Consider the following 13,837-nt stretch of genomic DNA (forward strand, 5'->3'; position numbering starts at 1 on the left):
CTTTCTGCCGCCACTTCCTAACGGAGCCGCCTCACATATGAACCCTTATGAACGTTTCCGCATTGTCTCGGGCTTCCTGGCGTCCAGCGCGGTGCTGGCGAGTGTCCTGGCATTTGGCCCGGTTGTGCGCCAGACCATTGTTGACGCCGCCGGTTCCAGCCAAGTCGCACAGTGGGCCGGACTGATAGGCTCGGGTGTGATGCTGCTCGTGATCTGGTCTGTTCTGTCGGGTGTCCTCCTTCCGGGTGTTCTAAAGATCGGGGTGCTGCGTCGATGGGTCCTCGGCCGTGCTTTCGTGGAAGGCAGTTGGATTCAGGCTGAACGCGGTGGCCCAAATGGTCCACGCCTGGCCATCGTTTCAATGAAGCCTGCATACCCCGGCATCCTTGTGACCTCCTCGACCCTGACTCGCATGGGCGAGATTGAGAGTGGCCTGCATGCAGAATTCCACCAAATCAGCTGGCCCAGACTGGACTTCAAGTTCCGCGAAACCTTGCCATCGGATTCGGGCCGACAAGCCGAGGGTTTTGGCGAGATTCAGTTTGACCTGACCGGAGGCGCCCCGCGCCGGTATGCCGGCTGCTTGCAAGTGGCGGGTATGGACAAGCGCATCAAGACAGAAGCCATCAAGCTGACATCCTGGAAAGAGCGCCGGCAGCTGCGCTCCCTTGAGGGCCGTCGGGACGTACTGTCCAAATACTGGTCAGCTTTTTTCGAGGGGCCAATCGTGACAATTGCCCGCGATAGCGACAGGTCCGATTCCGGAGAGGCCAAGCGGTCCGGCAAAGTCGAAATCCTGCGTCAGCGTGGCGCGAAGGATTGGCGCAAATCGGACACCACGCCGACGGCTGATCGCATTCGCGATGAGTTTTCAGCTTCTTCCGACTAATCCTGACGCCGGATCGTCCGGCTCTGGCGCCGCATGATGGCCCGACCGATGGGTTCCGGCATGATGCGAGTCAGCGTGGCAAGACTTTTGTTGACGAGCCCCGGCACAACAACCGGTTGGCCGCGATTGACCGCATCAATGCCGGCTTTCACGACAGGCGCAGCCTCCATCCACATTCGCTTGCTCATCTTGTTCATCTGCTCGCGCGTGCCGTTCACGTCATGGAATTCACTATAGGTAAAGCCGGGACAGAGTGCCGTGCAGTGAATGTCCGCCCCTTCAAACGCGTCGCACTCGGCATTCAGGCTTTCGGAGAACTTGATGAGGCCCGACTTTACGCTGGCATAAAGCGTGTGCCCATTGCTGCCGGCGGCGTAGCCCGCAAGGGAGGCGACATTGATGATCCTGCCATAGCCGCGATCTGCCATGCCTGGCAGCACTTTGTGTGCAAGCTCGATCGGAGCGGTGTAAAGTACGCGAATGAACTCTGCCTGTGACTTCCAACTCGTATTGAAGAAGGTGCCCGGCAGGCCATAACCCGCATTGTTGACCAGCGCGTCGACATGGCGGCCCTGCTCGGACAGCGCGGAGATGATCTTGTCCGCGGAATTGGCGCGCGCGAGGTCCTGCGCGATACAAATCGCGTGAATGCCAAACTTCTCTTCCAGCTCTGCGGCGAGGTTGGTTAGCCGATCTTCGCGGCGTGCGGTGAGCGCAACATCCCAGCCCAATGCGGCGTACTGGCGGGCAAACTCAGCCCCAATTCCCGCTGATGCGCCCGTGATAAGGCAAAGTCGCCGGTCCATGGCCGTCTTCCGTCCGAATTGCTGATGCTGGCGAGACTAGCGGCGCGCGCCCGGCATGCAAGGCAGGCTAGACACGCCGGACTAGGAAGCCCGCGCGTGGGAAATGCACATGCACTGTTTCCGCCTCTGGTGAAGTGCGTTGGAGAATGACGCGCTGGGAGTCGGCGTGGACGAGTTCCCCTTTCACCCAGACCTGGCCATAATCATCGGGCGCAACGGCGACGTTTTCGCCCGGAGCAAATTGTTGCGGTTCGTTGCGGGTGGTCGCCGCCACGAGACGCGGCGCCGCATTCAGGCCGATCTCGAGGGCTTCTGCAGAGCTGATCGTGTCCGGGGTTTGCCCTTCAAACTCCTTCAGCCGCTCGAACCAGGCCTTGGTCAGGTCCGCTGTCTCGAAACATTTTTCGACGAAGTCGGGCAGATTTTCATACATGAACCAGACATTCATGTAGGCGTGAATGTCCACAAGGCCCGGTTTCATGCCGACGAGATAGATGCCGGACCCAGCGCCCTTGCCGCCCTGCAGGCGCTCTTCCAGCAGCATGAGTCGGGCCCGCCATTGGTCGCGCATCATGGGGGCAACAGCTTTCATTGCATTGGTGTCGAAGGGACGACCCGACAAGGCTTCGCGGTCCTTCCGGAACGCATCCGGTACGCTGTCGCCTCGCTCACCAAAGATGACCGCGACCGAGCTTTGGAACCAGCGGCCATCGGTCCAGCCGGCGACCATTTGGGCGAGGCCCTCATGACCGGGCAATTTGAGTGCCGGCATAGGGAAGCGGGCTTCGAGCTCCCGCAGGATGATGGCGGTATCGCAAAAAATGTCGGCGCCGATCTGAAGGACGGGTGTCCGGCGATAGCCCCCCGTCAGCGGCATCAGGTCTGGCCGAGGCATGATGACTGGAATTTCGACCCGGCTATAGGCGAGATTCTTCAGGCGCAGCGCGAGGCGGATTTTCTCTGCATAGGGTGACGTGGGATATTCATGCAGGATAATACTGCGCGCATCTGCCATTCTATTTCTCCCAGCCTTCTTTTTATTGGTCCCTATTCTTGCCGGGCTTTTCAGGCGCTGGAAAGCCTCAATTGGTCTGACAAGCCGCAAGAAACGGGTGGCGACAGGCTCCGCGGCGCGGCATTATTCTCACATGACCAATCTAGTTTCGCCTCTTGATGAACGCGTTGTCGCCTATGAGCGCATGGCCAATGCCCTGTCCTATCTGGGGGACACTTGGCAGGAATGGCCGGATCTTTCGACTGCAGCAAAGGCCGTAGGCCTGTCGCCCAGCCATTTCCAGCGCGAATTCACCCGTTGGGCCGGCATCAGCCCGAAACAATACCAGTCCGCACTTGCCCACGCTGCGGCAGGTGATCTGTTGAGAGAGGGCGCAAGTGTTTTGGACGCCACTCTGGAGGCAGGCTTGTCAGGACCGGGGCGCCTGCATGATTTGTTCATCGCGCATGAAGGCCTCTCTCCCGGTGAAGCCAAGGCAGGCGGCAAGGGAGCCGATCTGGTCCTTGGACGGGCGCCGACTCCATTCGGGGAAGGAGCCTGGCTCATGTCATCGCGGGGCCTGGTGGCGCTAGGGTTTGTTGATGAGAACGCCCCGGAACGCACCGGTTTTGAACACCAGGGACGCAATGAAGAGCAGGCCTTTGCCGATCTTGCGGCGCGGTATCCGGATGCCAGCATTCGCCGGGATGATCACGAGGCCGAGACTCTGGCGCGCCGGGTGTTTGAATCCGGTGAGCCGCTCCCGGTTGCGCTTTATGGTACGCCGTTTCGCCGCCAGATCTGGCGGGCCTTGCTGGAAATTCCTGTCGGTGCGGTGTCAACCTATGGGGCCTTGGCGAAGGCCAGCGGCAATCCGAAGGCGGCCCGCGCTGTCGGTGCGGCAGTGGGCGCAAATCCGATCAGTTGGTTCATTCCCTGTCACCGTGCCCTTGCGGCGGACGGCCGGCTCCATAATTATCATTGGGGTGTGGCGCGCAAGCGTGCCATGCTGACCCTCGAACGCGCCTGCGCAGCCTGAACCAGGCGGTGGGCAGTCGGCCCACGCCGCCCAAGCTGGATTCCGCACCGCCCATGATACTTTTCCTGATCATACTCGCTGGCCTTGTCGCCTGGGGGGCTCACCTTGCCTGGCGCTGGAAGCAGACGCGGGACTTCGCGCCGGAAGTATTGGCGGTGCGCAAGGCAGCCGGAGAAGTGCCGGAAGATGTCAGCGCTGCCGAGTTCACGGATCTCTATCTACGCAGTGAAGGCCCGCGCGCGGCGACCTATTTCTTCGTCTGCGCTGCGATCGTTTTTGTTCTGCTGGCACCTTTCGTGGCCGGCTTCAATCAGGTTTGGCGGATGATCTGGCGGCTGAGCGGCCAGTCACCTGTTTTCGAAACAGGGACGCTGATTCACACATTTTCGGTTTTCATCGCCTTCATGCTGGCATCGATCGGCTTGTTGGCCATCGCTATGCGGCGGTACTACGCGCTGATGCCGCCTAGTTTCAAACATGTCATTCGGGACCTTAATGGAGGCCAGTCATGAGCATTCAGTATCTGCACACAATGGTGCGCGTCAGTGACATTGACGCGTCGCTGAAATTTTTCTGCGATGGCCTGGGCCTGACAGAGGTCAGCCGGATGGACAGCGACGCGGGGCGGTTCACGCTCGTTTTTCTGGCCACGCCGGAAGATGTCGAGCGTATGGGCGGCATGCCGGACGGCGTCAGCCCGACCCAGACCGACATTCCGATGGTGGAGCTGACCTATAATTGGGACCCCGAAGACTATGCAGGTGGCCGCAATTTCGGCCATCTGGCGTATATGGTCGACGACATTTACGGCGCGGTTGAACGGCTGCAGAAAATTGGCGTGACCATCAACCGGCCGCCGCGCGATGGCCGAATGGCATTTATTCGATCGCCAGACGGCATCTCGGTCGAATTGCTGCAAAAGGGCGAGCCGCTGTCACCGAAAGAGCCGTGGGCGAGCGCAGAGAATATCGGCGCCTGGTAGGCCCCGTCCCGAAGCGCTGGTCCATAAACCAGCCCATAAACTGTCCATAAAGTGCCCGCATATATGGGCTTTGCGTCCAAATACACCCGGACAGAAAAAGCCCCGCCTGGTCTGAACCGGGCGGGGCTTTTCATTTCGGTAGGGTCAGCGCCTATTCCTTTTCAGGATGGCGCTCCTCCTCTCGGTAGTCATGCACAGGATGACCCTTGTCCGGATCGCCATTCGATTTGTGCATGGCGGCGACGACGCCTGACAGGGCAAGGATGGCGATCAGGTTCGGGAACGCCATTGAGGCATTTGCGATGTCCCCCAGCAGCCAGAGCCAGTCAGCCGCGGCAACCGAGCCGAGGAATACGACCACGACCCAGATATAGCGGAACGGGTGTGTCGCCCATTCGCCGATCAGATACGTCACGGCCTGCTCGCCATAGTATGACCAGCCAATGATGGTGGTGAAGGCGAAGAAGAACAGTGCGACTGGCACGATCCACGGGCCCACCACCGGAATGGCGGCGGCATAGGCGCGCGTGGTGACGGCAGCCGAGTTCGCATCTGTTTCCCAGGCATGGTCCACATCCATCAGAACTTCCGGATTGCCAGACGCGTCGAGCGCTTGCTGATTGACTTCAACCTGACCAGATGCCTGGCAGGCCAGGAGGTAGGACTGGGCTGTCGGTCCCACTGCGGCGATCTTCGCTTCGCGGCCATCTTCGTAAGCAGAAGGGAACAGGTCCCCCACACCGTATTTGGCACCGTCAGTCGCGCCCGGGTTCACCGGCATTTCAATGCCTGCATCAAAACAGGCATTGGCCGCCATCAGGGCAGGGCTCTTCTTGAAGTCTCCCTGAACTGTCAGGATGACCAGCGCAGTCATGGTGCAGATGATGATCGTGTCGATAAACACGCCAATCATGGCGATTTCGCCCTGCATGACCGGGTTCTTGGTCTGAGCGGCAGCATGGGCGATCGGGGCGGAACCCTGACCGGCTTCGTTCGAGAACAGGCCTCGGGCGATACCGTAACGGACCGCCTGCATGACGCCGTAGCCAGCCGCGCCGCCAGCAGCTTCTTTCCAGCCAAACGCCGTGCCGATGATCTGCATGAAGGCGCCCGGCACCTTGTCCGCATTGATCACAAGCACGATGAAGGCGACCAGCACATAGAGGCCAGCCATGACCGGCACGACCTTGCCGGCGAATGAGCCAATGGATTTGATGCCGCCGATAATGACCGCGAAGACCAGGACAGACAGGATAATGCCCACGCTCCAGTTCGGAATGCTGACGCCCATATGGGAGCCGGTTTCCAGCGCAGCTTCGGTGATGGAATTGGCCTGGATCATCGAGCCGGTTGCCATGGCGGAGAACAGCGTGCCGAGACAGAAAATGACGGCGAGCCAGCCCCAGCCTTTGCCGAGGCCGTTCTTGATATAATACATCGGACCGCCATTGATGCGGCCATATTCGTCGGTCTCACGATACTTGATGGCCAGCGAGCTTTCCGAGAAGGCCAGCGCCATGCCGAACAGGGCAACCACCCACATCCAGAAGATCGCGCCGGGACCGCCCAATGTAATGGCCGTGGCCACACCGGCGAGGTTCCCCGTGCCGACCTGACCGGACAGGGCTGTGGAGAGCGCCTGCCAGGGTGTGATGGCGCCGTCTTCGCCTTGTGCCTTGCGGCCTCGCCAGACTTCGAACACCGCCGGCACGAACCGGAGAATCGGGCGCGCGCCCAGTCGAACCATCATGAACAGGCCAGTGCCCAGGAGGACAACGGCAAGCGGGCCGATCTGGCCCGGAATGACGACAGTATCTCCCCAGGTTCCTCCCCAGATGAATCCTGAGACGTTCTCGATAAGCTTAATGATATCCATGGGCCTCCCCGGCTCCTTTGATTGCTTGGCCGCACCCTAGCTAGCTTTCCGGCGCTGTGAAGCTTTTGTCGCAGGATCGGGACGCGTTTGCTGCGGCTGCAGGCGAGGCGCACAAGGTTCTGGCAGCGACAGTCATTTTCAGGCATAAGCCCGCGCATGACCACACCAGCGGCGAAACAGAACACCAAGGGTCTCTTCATCAAGACCTATGGGTGCCAGATGAATGTCTATGATTCCGAGCGCATGCGGGACGTATTGCGTCCGCTCGGCTATGCGCCGGTTGATACGCCGGAAGCGGCAGACCTCGTTGTGCTGAACACGTGCCATATTCGTGAAAAGGCCACCGAAAAAGTCTATTCCGAACTCGGCCAGTTGAAGCGCATGAAGCGCAAGACCGGTCGCAACATGACAATCGCCGTGGCTGGCTGTGTTGCGCAGGCCGAAGGCGAAGAGATCATGCGCCGCCAGCCGCTGGTCGACCTCGTGCTGGGACCGCAGGCCTATCACAAGCTGCCGGAGATGATTGCACGCGCCAGCCGCGCTGTGGGTGACCGGCTGGAAACCGAATTCGACACGCTCGAAAAGTTCGACGCGCTGCCCAAAGTCCGTGAGGCGGATGGCCCGACCGCCTTCCTCTCGGTGCAGGAAGGTTGCGACAAGTTCTGCACTTTCTGTGTCGTGCCCTATACGCGTGGCGCTGAGCTTTCCCGCTCTGTGGACGACATCGTGATGGAGGCGCGGAACCTGGCTGCGCAAGGCGTGCGGGAGATCACCTTGCTGGGCCAGAATGTGAATGCATTCCATGGCGCTGCGCCGGCCGTCGAAGGGGGAGACGACTGGACGCTGGGCCAGCTCTGTCGCCACATTGCGAAGATCGGCGGCATTGAACGTATCCGCTATACGACGAGTCATCCGCGCGACATGGAAGACGACCTGATCGCAGCACATGGCGACACGCCCCAGATGCAACCCTTCCTGCATTTGCCCGTTCAGTCGGGGTCTGACCGTATCCTGAAGGCCATGAACCGTAGCCATACGGCAGACGCGTATAGGGAGATCATTCGCAAAGTGCGCGCGGCCCAGCCAGATATCGCCATAGCATCAGATTTCATTGTCGGCTTTCCCGGAGAGAGCGACGAGGACTTCGAGGCGACCATGCAGCTGGTGCGCGATGTGAATTATGCGGTGGCCTATTCATTCAAGTATTCCCAGCGGCCAGGCACGCCGGCGGCAGAGATGTTCGGTCAGGTGCCGGAAGACGTGAAGGATGTGCGCCTGCAAGCCTTGCAGAAACTGCTCCGTGACCAGCAGACCGAGTTCAACGAGTCCAAGATCGGTCAGACCGTGCCCGTACTTGTCACAGGGCGTGGACGCCTTGAAGGGCAGGCGCATGGGCGGTCTCCGTGGATGCAATCCGTTCATTTCCAGGGACCGGAAGAGCTGACAGGTCAGATTGTCGATGTGAAAGTGAGTGGCGCAACGATGAGTTCGCTCACCGGCGATCTTGTGCGCGAACATGAGGTGGCGCTTTGAGCGTGAAACGTCGTCCGTCCGCTTCGCCTGAAGCCCCTGTCAGCCGTATCTTCGAAGTCCGCAATGCGGAATGGCTGCGGGACATCTGTGGCCCGCATCACCGCCACCTCCAGCTTTTGGAAACACGTCTGGCCGACTATGGCCTGAAGGCGGAAAGTCAGGGCGGGGGCATCCTGCTTGTCGGTAAGGCCGAGGGCGTGTCGATTGCCGAGGCGGTGCTTGCAGAACTCGAGCGTCGATTGCGCACGGGCGCGGAAATTTCCGATATGGACGTTGATGGCGCTGTGGAAGCTGCGCAGACGCCGTCGCAGACCTTTGGAACCTTCCGCTCGCTGAAGAAGCCGATCACCCCGCAAACGCGCGGCCAGTCCCGCTATATCGACCTGTTGGCCAATCCTGACAATGCGATGATCTTCGGGGTCGGTCCGGCCGGAACCGGCAAGACCTTTCTCGCGGTCGCGGCGGGGGTGTCCGAACTTCTGTCCGGCACGCGCCAGCGTCTGATCGTGACGCGGCCCGCCGTAGAGGCCGGTGAGAAGCTCGGCTTCCTGCCGGGGACGCTGGAAGAAAAAGTTGATCCCTACATGCTGCCGATCTGGGACTCGCTGCGCGAGTTGATGGGACAGGAACAGATGGAGCGCCGCATGGCGCGCGGCGAGATTGAAGTTGCGCCGCTCGCCTTCATGCGTGGACGTACGCTGAAGAATGCCTTCGTCATCGTGGATGAAGCGCAGAACACGACCGTACCGCAGATGAAGATGGTGCTGACGCGGCTGGGCCGTGACAGCCGCATGGTGATTACGGGCGATCCGGGCCAGGTGGATTTGCCGGGCAGCCAGCCATCGGGCCTCAAGCACGCCTTGCAAATCCTGTCTGATGTCGAAGGCGTCAATGTCCACACGCTCACCGCGGCGGATGTTGTCCGTCACGGGCTGGTCAGCCGCATCATTGATGCCTACGCCGCCCACGGAGAGGGTTGATCGCCGCGCGCATGATCGAACTTGATCTTATCATCGAAGAGGATCGCTGGTCGGCAATTCCTGATCTGGAAGCTGTGTGCCAGACGGCGTTCAAGGCTGGCGCGACTGTTGAGCCAGCGAAGGGTGTCGTGTCCCTGCTATTGGCTGATAATGACGCGCTACAGGCGCTGAACCTGCAGTTTCGGGCCAAGGACAAGCCGACGGATGTGCTCTCATTCCCGGCCGATCCGATGGACCGGCCCCTGCTGGGCGATATTGCAGTGGCCTTTGGCGTCGCCGAGGCTGATGCCAGAGCGCAAGGCAAGTCGCTTGCCGATCACCTGACCCATCTTCTAATTCATGGCTATCTCCACTTGTTGGGGCACGACCATGAAATCACCCATGATGCCGAGACGATGGAGGGCCTCGAAATAAAGGCGCTTGCATCGCTGGGCATTGATAATCCATATTTGATGAACTGAATCACCTGAGGCCATGAGCGACCCTGACCCTTCTGACGCGCCGCCAAGCGGCCGATTACGTAGCTTTTTCGGTTTCCGCCGGAAGCCAGTCCCTGTGGAACCGGTGTCCGCCGCCACCAATGGGGAAACGCCGCCGCACAATCCGCACGAGATGCGCCTGCGCCTTGCCGAATTCCAGGATTTGCGTGTGGAAGACGTCATGGTCCCGCGCGCCGAGATCAAGGCCGTAGAGGTCGGGATCGAGTTTCCGGAACTTCTGAAATATTTCGCCGAGGTCACGCATTCGCGACTGCCGGTGTTCAGGGAGTCGCTCGATGATCCGATCGGCTTTGTGCACATGAAGGATGTGGTCAGCGAACTGGCGAAGGGGGGAGAGCCAGCCAAGCGGCCGCTCGAACGGCTGCATCGCGAAGTGCTCTATGTGCCGCCATCCATGAAGTTGACCGATTTGCTTGTGAAAATGCAGTCGACCCGTATTCATCTGGCGTTGGTCGTGGATGAGTATGGCGGTACGGATGGGCTGGTCAGCCTGGAAGACCTTGTCGAAGAAATCGTCGGTGACATCGAAGACGAACACGATGATGAAGAAGCCATGTTCGTGCGCCGGAGCCAGAGAATCTGGGAGGCGGACGCCCGCACGGAGATTGACGACTTTGCAGAGGAAACGGGCATTGACCTCGCACTTGAGGACAACGACACGGATTTCGACACGCTTGGCGGGGTCGCCTTCGCGCTGGCCGGAAAAGTCCCTGTGCGCGGAGAAGTGCTGGAGCACCCGACCGGTGTCGAGATCGAAATCATGGAAGCCGACGCCCGGCGTATTCGCCGCGTTCGCCTTCGCACCCCGGAAATGCCTGCCCCTGCACATCAGGAGTAAGTCATGACTCATCCGGTGCGAAGCCACGGGTTCACAGCGCTTGGGCCCCTGCATGAAGCCTTCGCCCGCCTGACCGGCTGGCCGGCAGTGATCACCAGCTTGTTGCTGGGCGCTTTTTCGGCGGTTGCATTTGCGCCGTTTCATTTCAGCGTGGTCCTGGTGATTTCATTCACCGGTCTGATCTGGATGCTGGATGGTGCCCGCAGTCACCGTAAATGGGGCAAGGCAATCTTCCTGCGCAGTTGGGCATTTGGCGCCGGATTTTTCCTGATCAGCATGCATTGGACGGCGGCGCCCTTCCTGGTTGAGCCGGAAAAGCACGCCATTTTCCTGTGGATGCCGCTGATCCTGTTGCCGGGTGGGATGGCGATCATCTGGGGCGTGTTCGGCGCGATGGCGGGCGCATTCTGGTCTTCCTCACCCTCACGCATTTTCATTTTCGCGCTATTCTTTGCACTCGCCGAGTTCGTGCGCGGTCATCTGTTCGGCGGGTTTCCGTGGAACTTGCCCGGTACGACCTGGATTCCGGGCGGCGCCTTGTCCCAGACGGCGTCGATTGGAGGGGTCTACTGGCTGACGCTGTTGACGGTGTTCATCATGTCGGCGCCGGCCGCGCTTGTGGACACGCGAGAGTCCCGCCAATTGGCGGTGCGTATGGCGCCGTCCTTTGCCGCCGCGATCCTGATCGCGCTCGGCTGGACCTGGGGCGCCCAACGCATTGCCCAACCCTCGGCCCAGTCAGATCAGTTTGTCGTGCTGATGGATTCGGGTGTGCCCCAGAGCGAGAAATGGGAGATCGGTCCCGATCCGATCCTGATCGAATATTTGCGCATGCTGTCGACGCAGGAAGGGGAGGCGGGCGATATTGTCCTCTGGCCGGAAGGGGCGTTGCCGACCACCTTGTTGCAGGATGCGAACGCCCTCGACGCTGTGGGCGCGTATCTTGGCCCCCGCAAGCTGATCGCTGGCACAACCCGGTACGAGATCACCGGCAAGGACATGCGCGATTATTATAACAGCCTGACCGTGATCGATGAGAATGCGATCCGCTCCGGCCCTGTGGCGCTGTATGACAAACATCGCCTGGTGCCTTTTGGAGAGCTGCCGGCCACGCGCATCATTCCGTTCGGGCAGGCCATGTCCGGCATCTTGCCGGGCGCAATACAGCGCATGGCCAGTGACGGGTTCCGGCCCGGCCTTGGCCCGGCAGTCATCTATGCCGATGACATTCCGCCTTTCGTCGCGATGATCTGCTATGAGGGGCTCTATCCGTCGATCCCGCGAAACGCCAATTTGGGGGCGCGGGCGGACTGGCTGGTCCTGATTTCGAACGATGCCTGGTTTGGGGGTGGCATGGGCCCGGCCCAGCACTATGCGCAAAACCGGTATCGATCGATCGAGACAGGCTTGCCCATGGCACGTGTTGCCAGCCGGGGGGCGTCGGCCATTGTCGATGGTTTGGGCAGGGAAGTGCTGCGTGCGGCGCCGGTCGCAGACGCCCCGAGTGGGTGGAATACCAGCTTTGGCCGTGGACGACTTCCATTGCCCGAGCCGGTTACCCTGTTCCAGACCCGGATTGGCCTAATCCTGTTCTGGCTGTCCCTGTTCCTGTTCGTCGGACTGGCCTTCCTTACGTGGCGAAGATAGAAAAAGTACAAGCGACATACAGAAACAGGGGGGGACATGGCCGACAACAAGCTACCCAGCGGTATTGATCGCGTCGTCGGCCAGCGCATCCGGTGGCGGCGCAAGGAGCTGAAACTGACCCAGGAAAAGCTGGGAGAGCTGCTCGGCCTGACCTTTCAACAGGTCCAGAAATACGAAAAGGGTGTGAACCGTGTATCCGCGGGGCGCCTGTTTGAGATGTCCACCGCCATGGGTGTCCCCATCACCTACTTCTTTGACGGGGCAGAGACCTTTCTCGATCATGATGCCGCGTATGTCGCTGAAGACGGCGACGCGATCCATGCGCCTGTGATGACGTCGGAAATCCTGGACCTGATTGCCGCCTTCCAGAAGATCGAAGACCAGTCGCTGCGCAAATCCCTGCTTGGAACCATTCAGGCCGCTGCAACCGCGTTTGACGGAAAGCAGCAGGACGAGGATTGATCCCCTTCGATCACTGAGGCATCAGACGCCGCGATGACCGACGATACCCCTTCCTTGAAATCACGCCCATTGCGCACGTTTGGCCGAACGGGTGGGCGGGCGCTATCCGCACGCCAGCAGGACCTGATCGACAATCTCCTGCCTGAGCTGGAAGTCCCGTCGGCGGATCCGGGCACGTTGAATCCGTCAGACATGTTCGGGGATGATCGCGACATCTGGCTGGAGATAGGCTTCGGGGGCGGGGAGCATCTTGTTGGTCAGGCCGGATTGCACCCGGAAGTTGGGTTCATCGGCTGTGAGCCCTTCGTGGAGGGCATGGCCAAGGCGCTGACGGGTATCAAGGATCATGACCTCGGCAATGTTCGGCTCGTCATGGACGATGCGCGGCCGGTTATGGCGGCGCTGAAGGATCAGAGCATTGCGCGCGCCTTTATCCTTTTCCCGGATCCGTGGCCGAAAAAGCGGCAGCAAAAGCGCCGCCTGATCCAGCCGGAATTTCTGGATGAACTGTATCGTATCTGTCGTCCCGGCGCGCAGATCCGGTTCGCGACTGACGTCAAGAGCTATGCTGACGAAGCGCTTGCCCGGTTTCTGGAACATGGAGGATTCGACTGGGGGGTGAACTGTGCCGATGATTGGCGGCGTCCGCCAGAAGATCACCTCACAACGCGCTATGAGCGCAAGAAATTGGGCGATTGCGCCCCGGTTTGGCTGGACTTCGTTCGCAGCTGACACAAGACATTCACTTGACCGATTGTCGCACCCATGCGTTTATATTGCCATCGAATTCGGTCGGTCTGAAACTTCAAGACCCCGTCAGACCGGCGGCCATGACTTTCTTCCTACCCGTTTCGATAAGTGGATCTGGTTCAAATCCGAACCGGGACGCTTCTATCTAACGTAAAGGACTACAAGTAATGGCAACTGGCAAAGTGAAATGGTTCAACGACCAGAAGGGCTTTGGCTTCATCAAACCTGATGAGGGCGGCGCGGACGTTTTTGTACACATTTCGGCCGTTGAGCGCTCCGGCCTGCGTACGCTGGCTGAAGACCAGGCAGTATCTTACGAACTCTTCAAGGACGAACGCCGTGGCAAGACCTCGGCTGTGGACCTGAAGGTTCTGTAAGCACGAATTACCCTTTCTGGGTTCAAGGCGGCGGTTCCGGCAACGGGACCGCCGTTTTTCCATGCTTACCGCACCCCATCTCTCGACAGGCCGCACTGCAGGGAGTATATGCACTCCCAAGTCGAAACATATCGGCGGCGGTTCCGGCAACGGGGCCGCCGCTT

The 13,837-nt window shown here is 60.2% G+C and carries 15 protein-coding genes; 12 read left to right on the forward strand and 3 right to left on the reverse strand.

Annotated features, from left to right (window positions below; genetic code table 11):
- Positions 1-37: 37 nt before the first annotated feature.
- Positions 38-889, forward strand: coding sequence for a hypothetical protein (locus CFA77_RS00890; RefSeq protein ID WP_206991857.1), 852 nt, complete (start codon positions 38-40; stop codon positions 887-889).
- Here CFA77_RS00890 and CFA77_RS00895 read toward each other — a convergent pair.
- Together CFA77_RS00895 and CFA77_RS00900 are read right to left on the reverse strand one after the other, a co-directional pair.
- Positions 886-1,695, reverse strand: coding sequence for an SDR family oxidoreductase (locus tag CFA77_RS00895; protein WP_206991858.1), 810 nt, complete (start codon positions 1,693-1,695; stop codon positions 886-888). The genes CFA77_RS00890 and CFA77_RS00895 overlap by 4 nt on opposite strands.
- Before the next feature lie 67 nt (positions 1,696-1,762).
- A complete protein-coding gene (locus CFA77_RS00900; protein ID WP_206991859.1) occupies positions 1,763-2,710 on the reverse strand; it encodes a glutathione S-transferase family protein in 948 nt (315 codons plus the stop codon).
- A gap of 133 nt (positions 2,711-2,843) precedes the next feature.
- On the opposite strand from CFA77_RS00900, the gene CFA77_RS00905 reads away from it, so the two are divergent.
- Genes CFA77_RS00905 through CFA77_RS00915 form a run of 3 tightly spaced genes read left to right on the forward strand, consistent with a single transcriptional unit; the run spans position 2,844 to position 4,710 of the window.
- A complete protein-coding gene (locus CFA77_RS00905) occupies positions 2,844-3,728 on the forward strand; it encodes a bifunctional helix-turn-helix domain-containing protein/methylated-DNA--[protein]-cysteine S-methyltransferase (RefSeq protein WP_206991860.1) in 885 nt (294 codons plus the stop codon).
- Between the two features lie 53 nt (positions 3,729-3,781).
- Entirely contained in the window at positions 3,782-4,240 is a 459-nt protein-coding gene (locus CFA77_RS00910; RefSeq protein ID WP_206991861.1) for a hypothetical protein, read from the forward strand.
- On the forward strand, positions 4,237-4,710 hold the full coding sequence (locus CFA77_RS00915; protein WP_206991862.1) for a VOC family protein: 474 nt from the start codon (positions 4,237-4,239) through the stop codon (positions 4,708-4,710). The genes CFA77_RS00910 and CFA77_RS00915 overlap by 4 nt, the downstream gene beginning before the upstream one ends.
- A gap of 151 nt (positions 4,711-4,861) precedes the next feature.
- On the opposite strand, the gene CFA77_RS00920 is transcribed toward CFA77_RS00915, so the two are convergent.
- A complete protein-coding gene (locus CFA77_RS00920) occupies positions 4,862-6,586 on the reverse strand; it encodes a sodium:alanine symporter family protein (protein WP_206991863.1) in 1,725 nt (574 codons plus the stop codon).
- A gap of 156 nt (positions 6,587-6,742) precedes the next feature.
- Here CFA77_RS00920 and miaB point away from each other — a divergent pair, with 156 nt between their 5' ends.
- The 8 genes from miaB to CFA77_RS00960 all read left to right on the forward strand — a co-directional run bounded on the left by miaB (position 6,743) and on the right by CFA77_RS00960 (position 13,673).
- Positions 6,743-8,119 carry a tRNA (N6-isopentenyl adenosine(37)-C2)-methylthiotransferase MiaB gene (miaB, locus tag CFA77_RS00925; protein ID WP_206991864.1) on the forward strand — a complete coding sequence of 459 codons (1,377 nt, stop codon included), beginning with the start codon at positions 6,743-6,745 and terminating at the stop codon, positions 8,117-8,119.
- Between the two features lie 2 nt (positions 8,120-8,121).
- A complete protein-coding gene (locus CFA77_RS00930) occupies positions 8,122-9,099 on the forward strand; it encodes a PhoH family protein (protein WP_084333532.1) in 978 nt (325 codons plus the stop codon).
- Positions 9,100-9,110: 11 nt separating this feature from the next.
- On the forward strand, positions 9,111-9,560 hold the full coding sequence (gene ybeY / locus CFA77_RS00935) for an rRNA maturation RNase YbeY (RefSeq protein ID WP_034817476.1): 450 nt from the start codon (positions 9,111-9,113) through the stop codon (positions 9,558-9,560).
- A 13-nt stretch (positions 9,561-9,573) separates the two neighbouring features.
- Positions 9,574-10,437 carry a transporter associated domain-containing protein gene (locus CFA77_RS00940; protein WP_206991865.1) on the forward strand — a complete coding sequence of 288 codons (864 nt, stop codon included), beginning with the start codon at positions 9,574-9,576 and terminating at the stop codon, positions 10,435-10,437.
- Between the two features lie 3 nt (positions 10,438-10,440).
- Positions 10,441-12,084 (forward strand): apolipoprotein N-acyltransferase, encoded by a 1,644-nt coding sequence (gene lnt / locus CFA77_RS00945; RefSeq protein ID WP_034817388.1) that lies wholly within the window; start codon positions 10,441-10,443, stop codon positions 12,082-12,084.
- Between the two features lie 36 nt (positions 12,085-12,120).
- Positions 12,121-12,546: a helix-turn-helix domain-containing protein gene (locus CFA77_RS00950; RefSeq protein WP_206991866.1), complete on the forward strand. Its 426-nt coding sequence runs from the start codon at positions 12,121-12,123 to the stop codon at positions 12,544-12,546.
- A 33-nt stretch (positions 12,547-12,579) separates the two neighbouring features.
- The gene (gene trmB, locus CFA77_RS00955) at positions 12,580-13,278 is read left to right on the forward strand and encodes a tRNA (guanosine(46)-N7)-methyltransferase TrmB (RefSeq protein WP_206991867.1); all 699 of its coding nucleotides are present in this window, start codon (positions 12,580-12,582) and stop codon (positions 13,276-13,278) included.
- A gap of 185 nt (positions 13,279-13,463) precedes the next feature.
- Positions 13,464-13,673, forward strand: a complete 210-nt coding sequence (locus tag CFA77_RS00960) for a cold-shock protein (protein ID WP_034817395.1) — start codon at positions 13,464-13,466, stop codon at positions 13,671-13,673.
- Positions 13,674-13,837: the final 164 nt, after the last annotated feature.

Origin of the sequence: Hyphomonas sp. KY3, from assembly GCF_017309975.1 — a bacterium.
GTDB lineage: Bacteria > Pseudomonadota > Alphaproteobacteria > Caulobacterales > Hyphomonadaceae > Hyphomonas.

Coding starts and splice junctions, on each gene's coding strand:
- CFA77_RS00890 (WP_206991857.1), top strand. CDS start 38: ATGAACCCTTATGAACGTTTCCGCATTGTCTCGGGCTTCCTGGCGTCC.
- ybeY (WP_034817476.1), top strand. CDS start 9,111: ATGATCGAACTTGATCTTATCATCGAAGAGGATCGCTGGTCGGCAATT.
- trmB (WP_206991867.1), top strand. CDS start 12,580: ATGACCGACGATACCCCTTCCTTGAAATCACGCCCATTGCGCACGTTT.
- CFA77_RS00915 (WP_206991862.1), top strand. CDS start 4,237: ATGAGCATTCAGTATCTGCACACAATGGTGCGCGTCAGTGACATTGAC.
- lnt (WP_034817388.1), top strand. CDS start 10,441: ATGACTCATCCGGTGCGAAGCCACGGGTTCACAGCGCTTGGGCCCCTG.
- CFA77_RS00895 (WP_206991858.1), bottom strand. CDS start 1,695: ATGGACCGGCGACTTTGCCTTATCACGGGCGCATCAGCGGGAATTGGG.
- CFA77_RS00960 (WP_034817395.1), top strand. CDS start 13,464: ATGGCAACTGGCAAAGTGAAATGGTTCAACGACCAGAAGGGCTTTGGC.
- CFA77_RS00920 (WP_206991863.1), bottom strand. CDS start 6,586: ATGGATATCATTAAGCTTATCGAGAACGTCTCAGGATTCATCTGGGGA.
- CFA77_RS00900 (WP_206991859.1), bottom strand. CDS start 2,710: ATGGCAGATGCGCGCAGTATTATCCTGCATGAATATCCCACGTCACCC.
- miaB (WP_206991864.1), top strand. CDS start 6,743: ATGACCACACCAGCGGCGAAACAGAACACCAAGGGTCTCTTCATCAAG.
- CFA77_RS00910 (WP_206991861.1), top strand. CDS start 3,782: ATGATACTTTTCCTGATCATACTCGCTGGCCTTGTCGCCTGGGGGGCT.
- CFA77_RS00950 (WP_206991866.1), top strand. CDS start 12,121: ATGGCCGACAACAAGCTACCCAGCGGTATTGATCGCGTCGTCGGCCAG.
- CFA77_RS00940 (WP_206991865.1), top strand. CDS start 9,574: ATGAGCGACCCTGACCCTTCTGACGCGCCGCCAAGCGGCCGATTACGT.
- CFA77_RS00905 (WP_206991860.1), top strand. CDS start 2,844: ATGACCAATCTAGTTTCGCCTCTTGATGAACGCGTTGTCGCCTATGAG.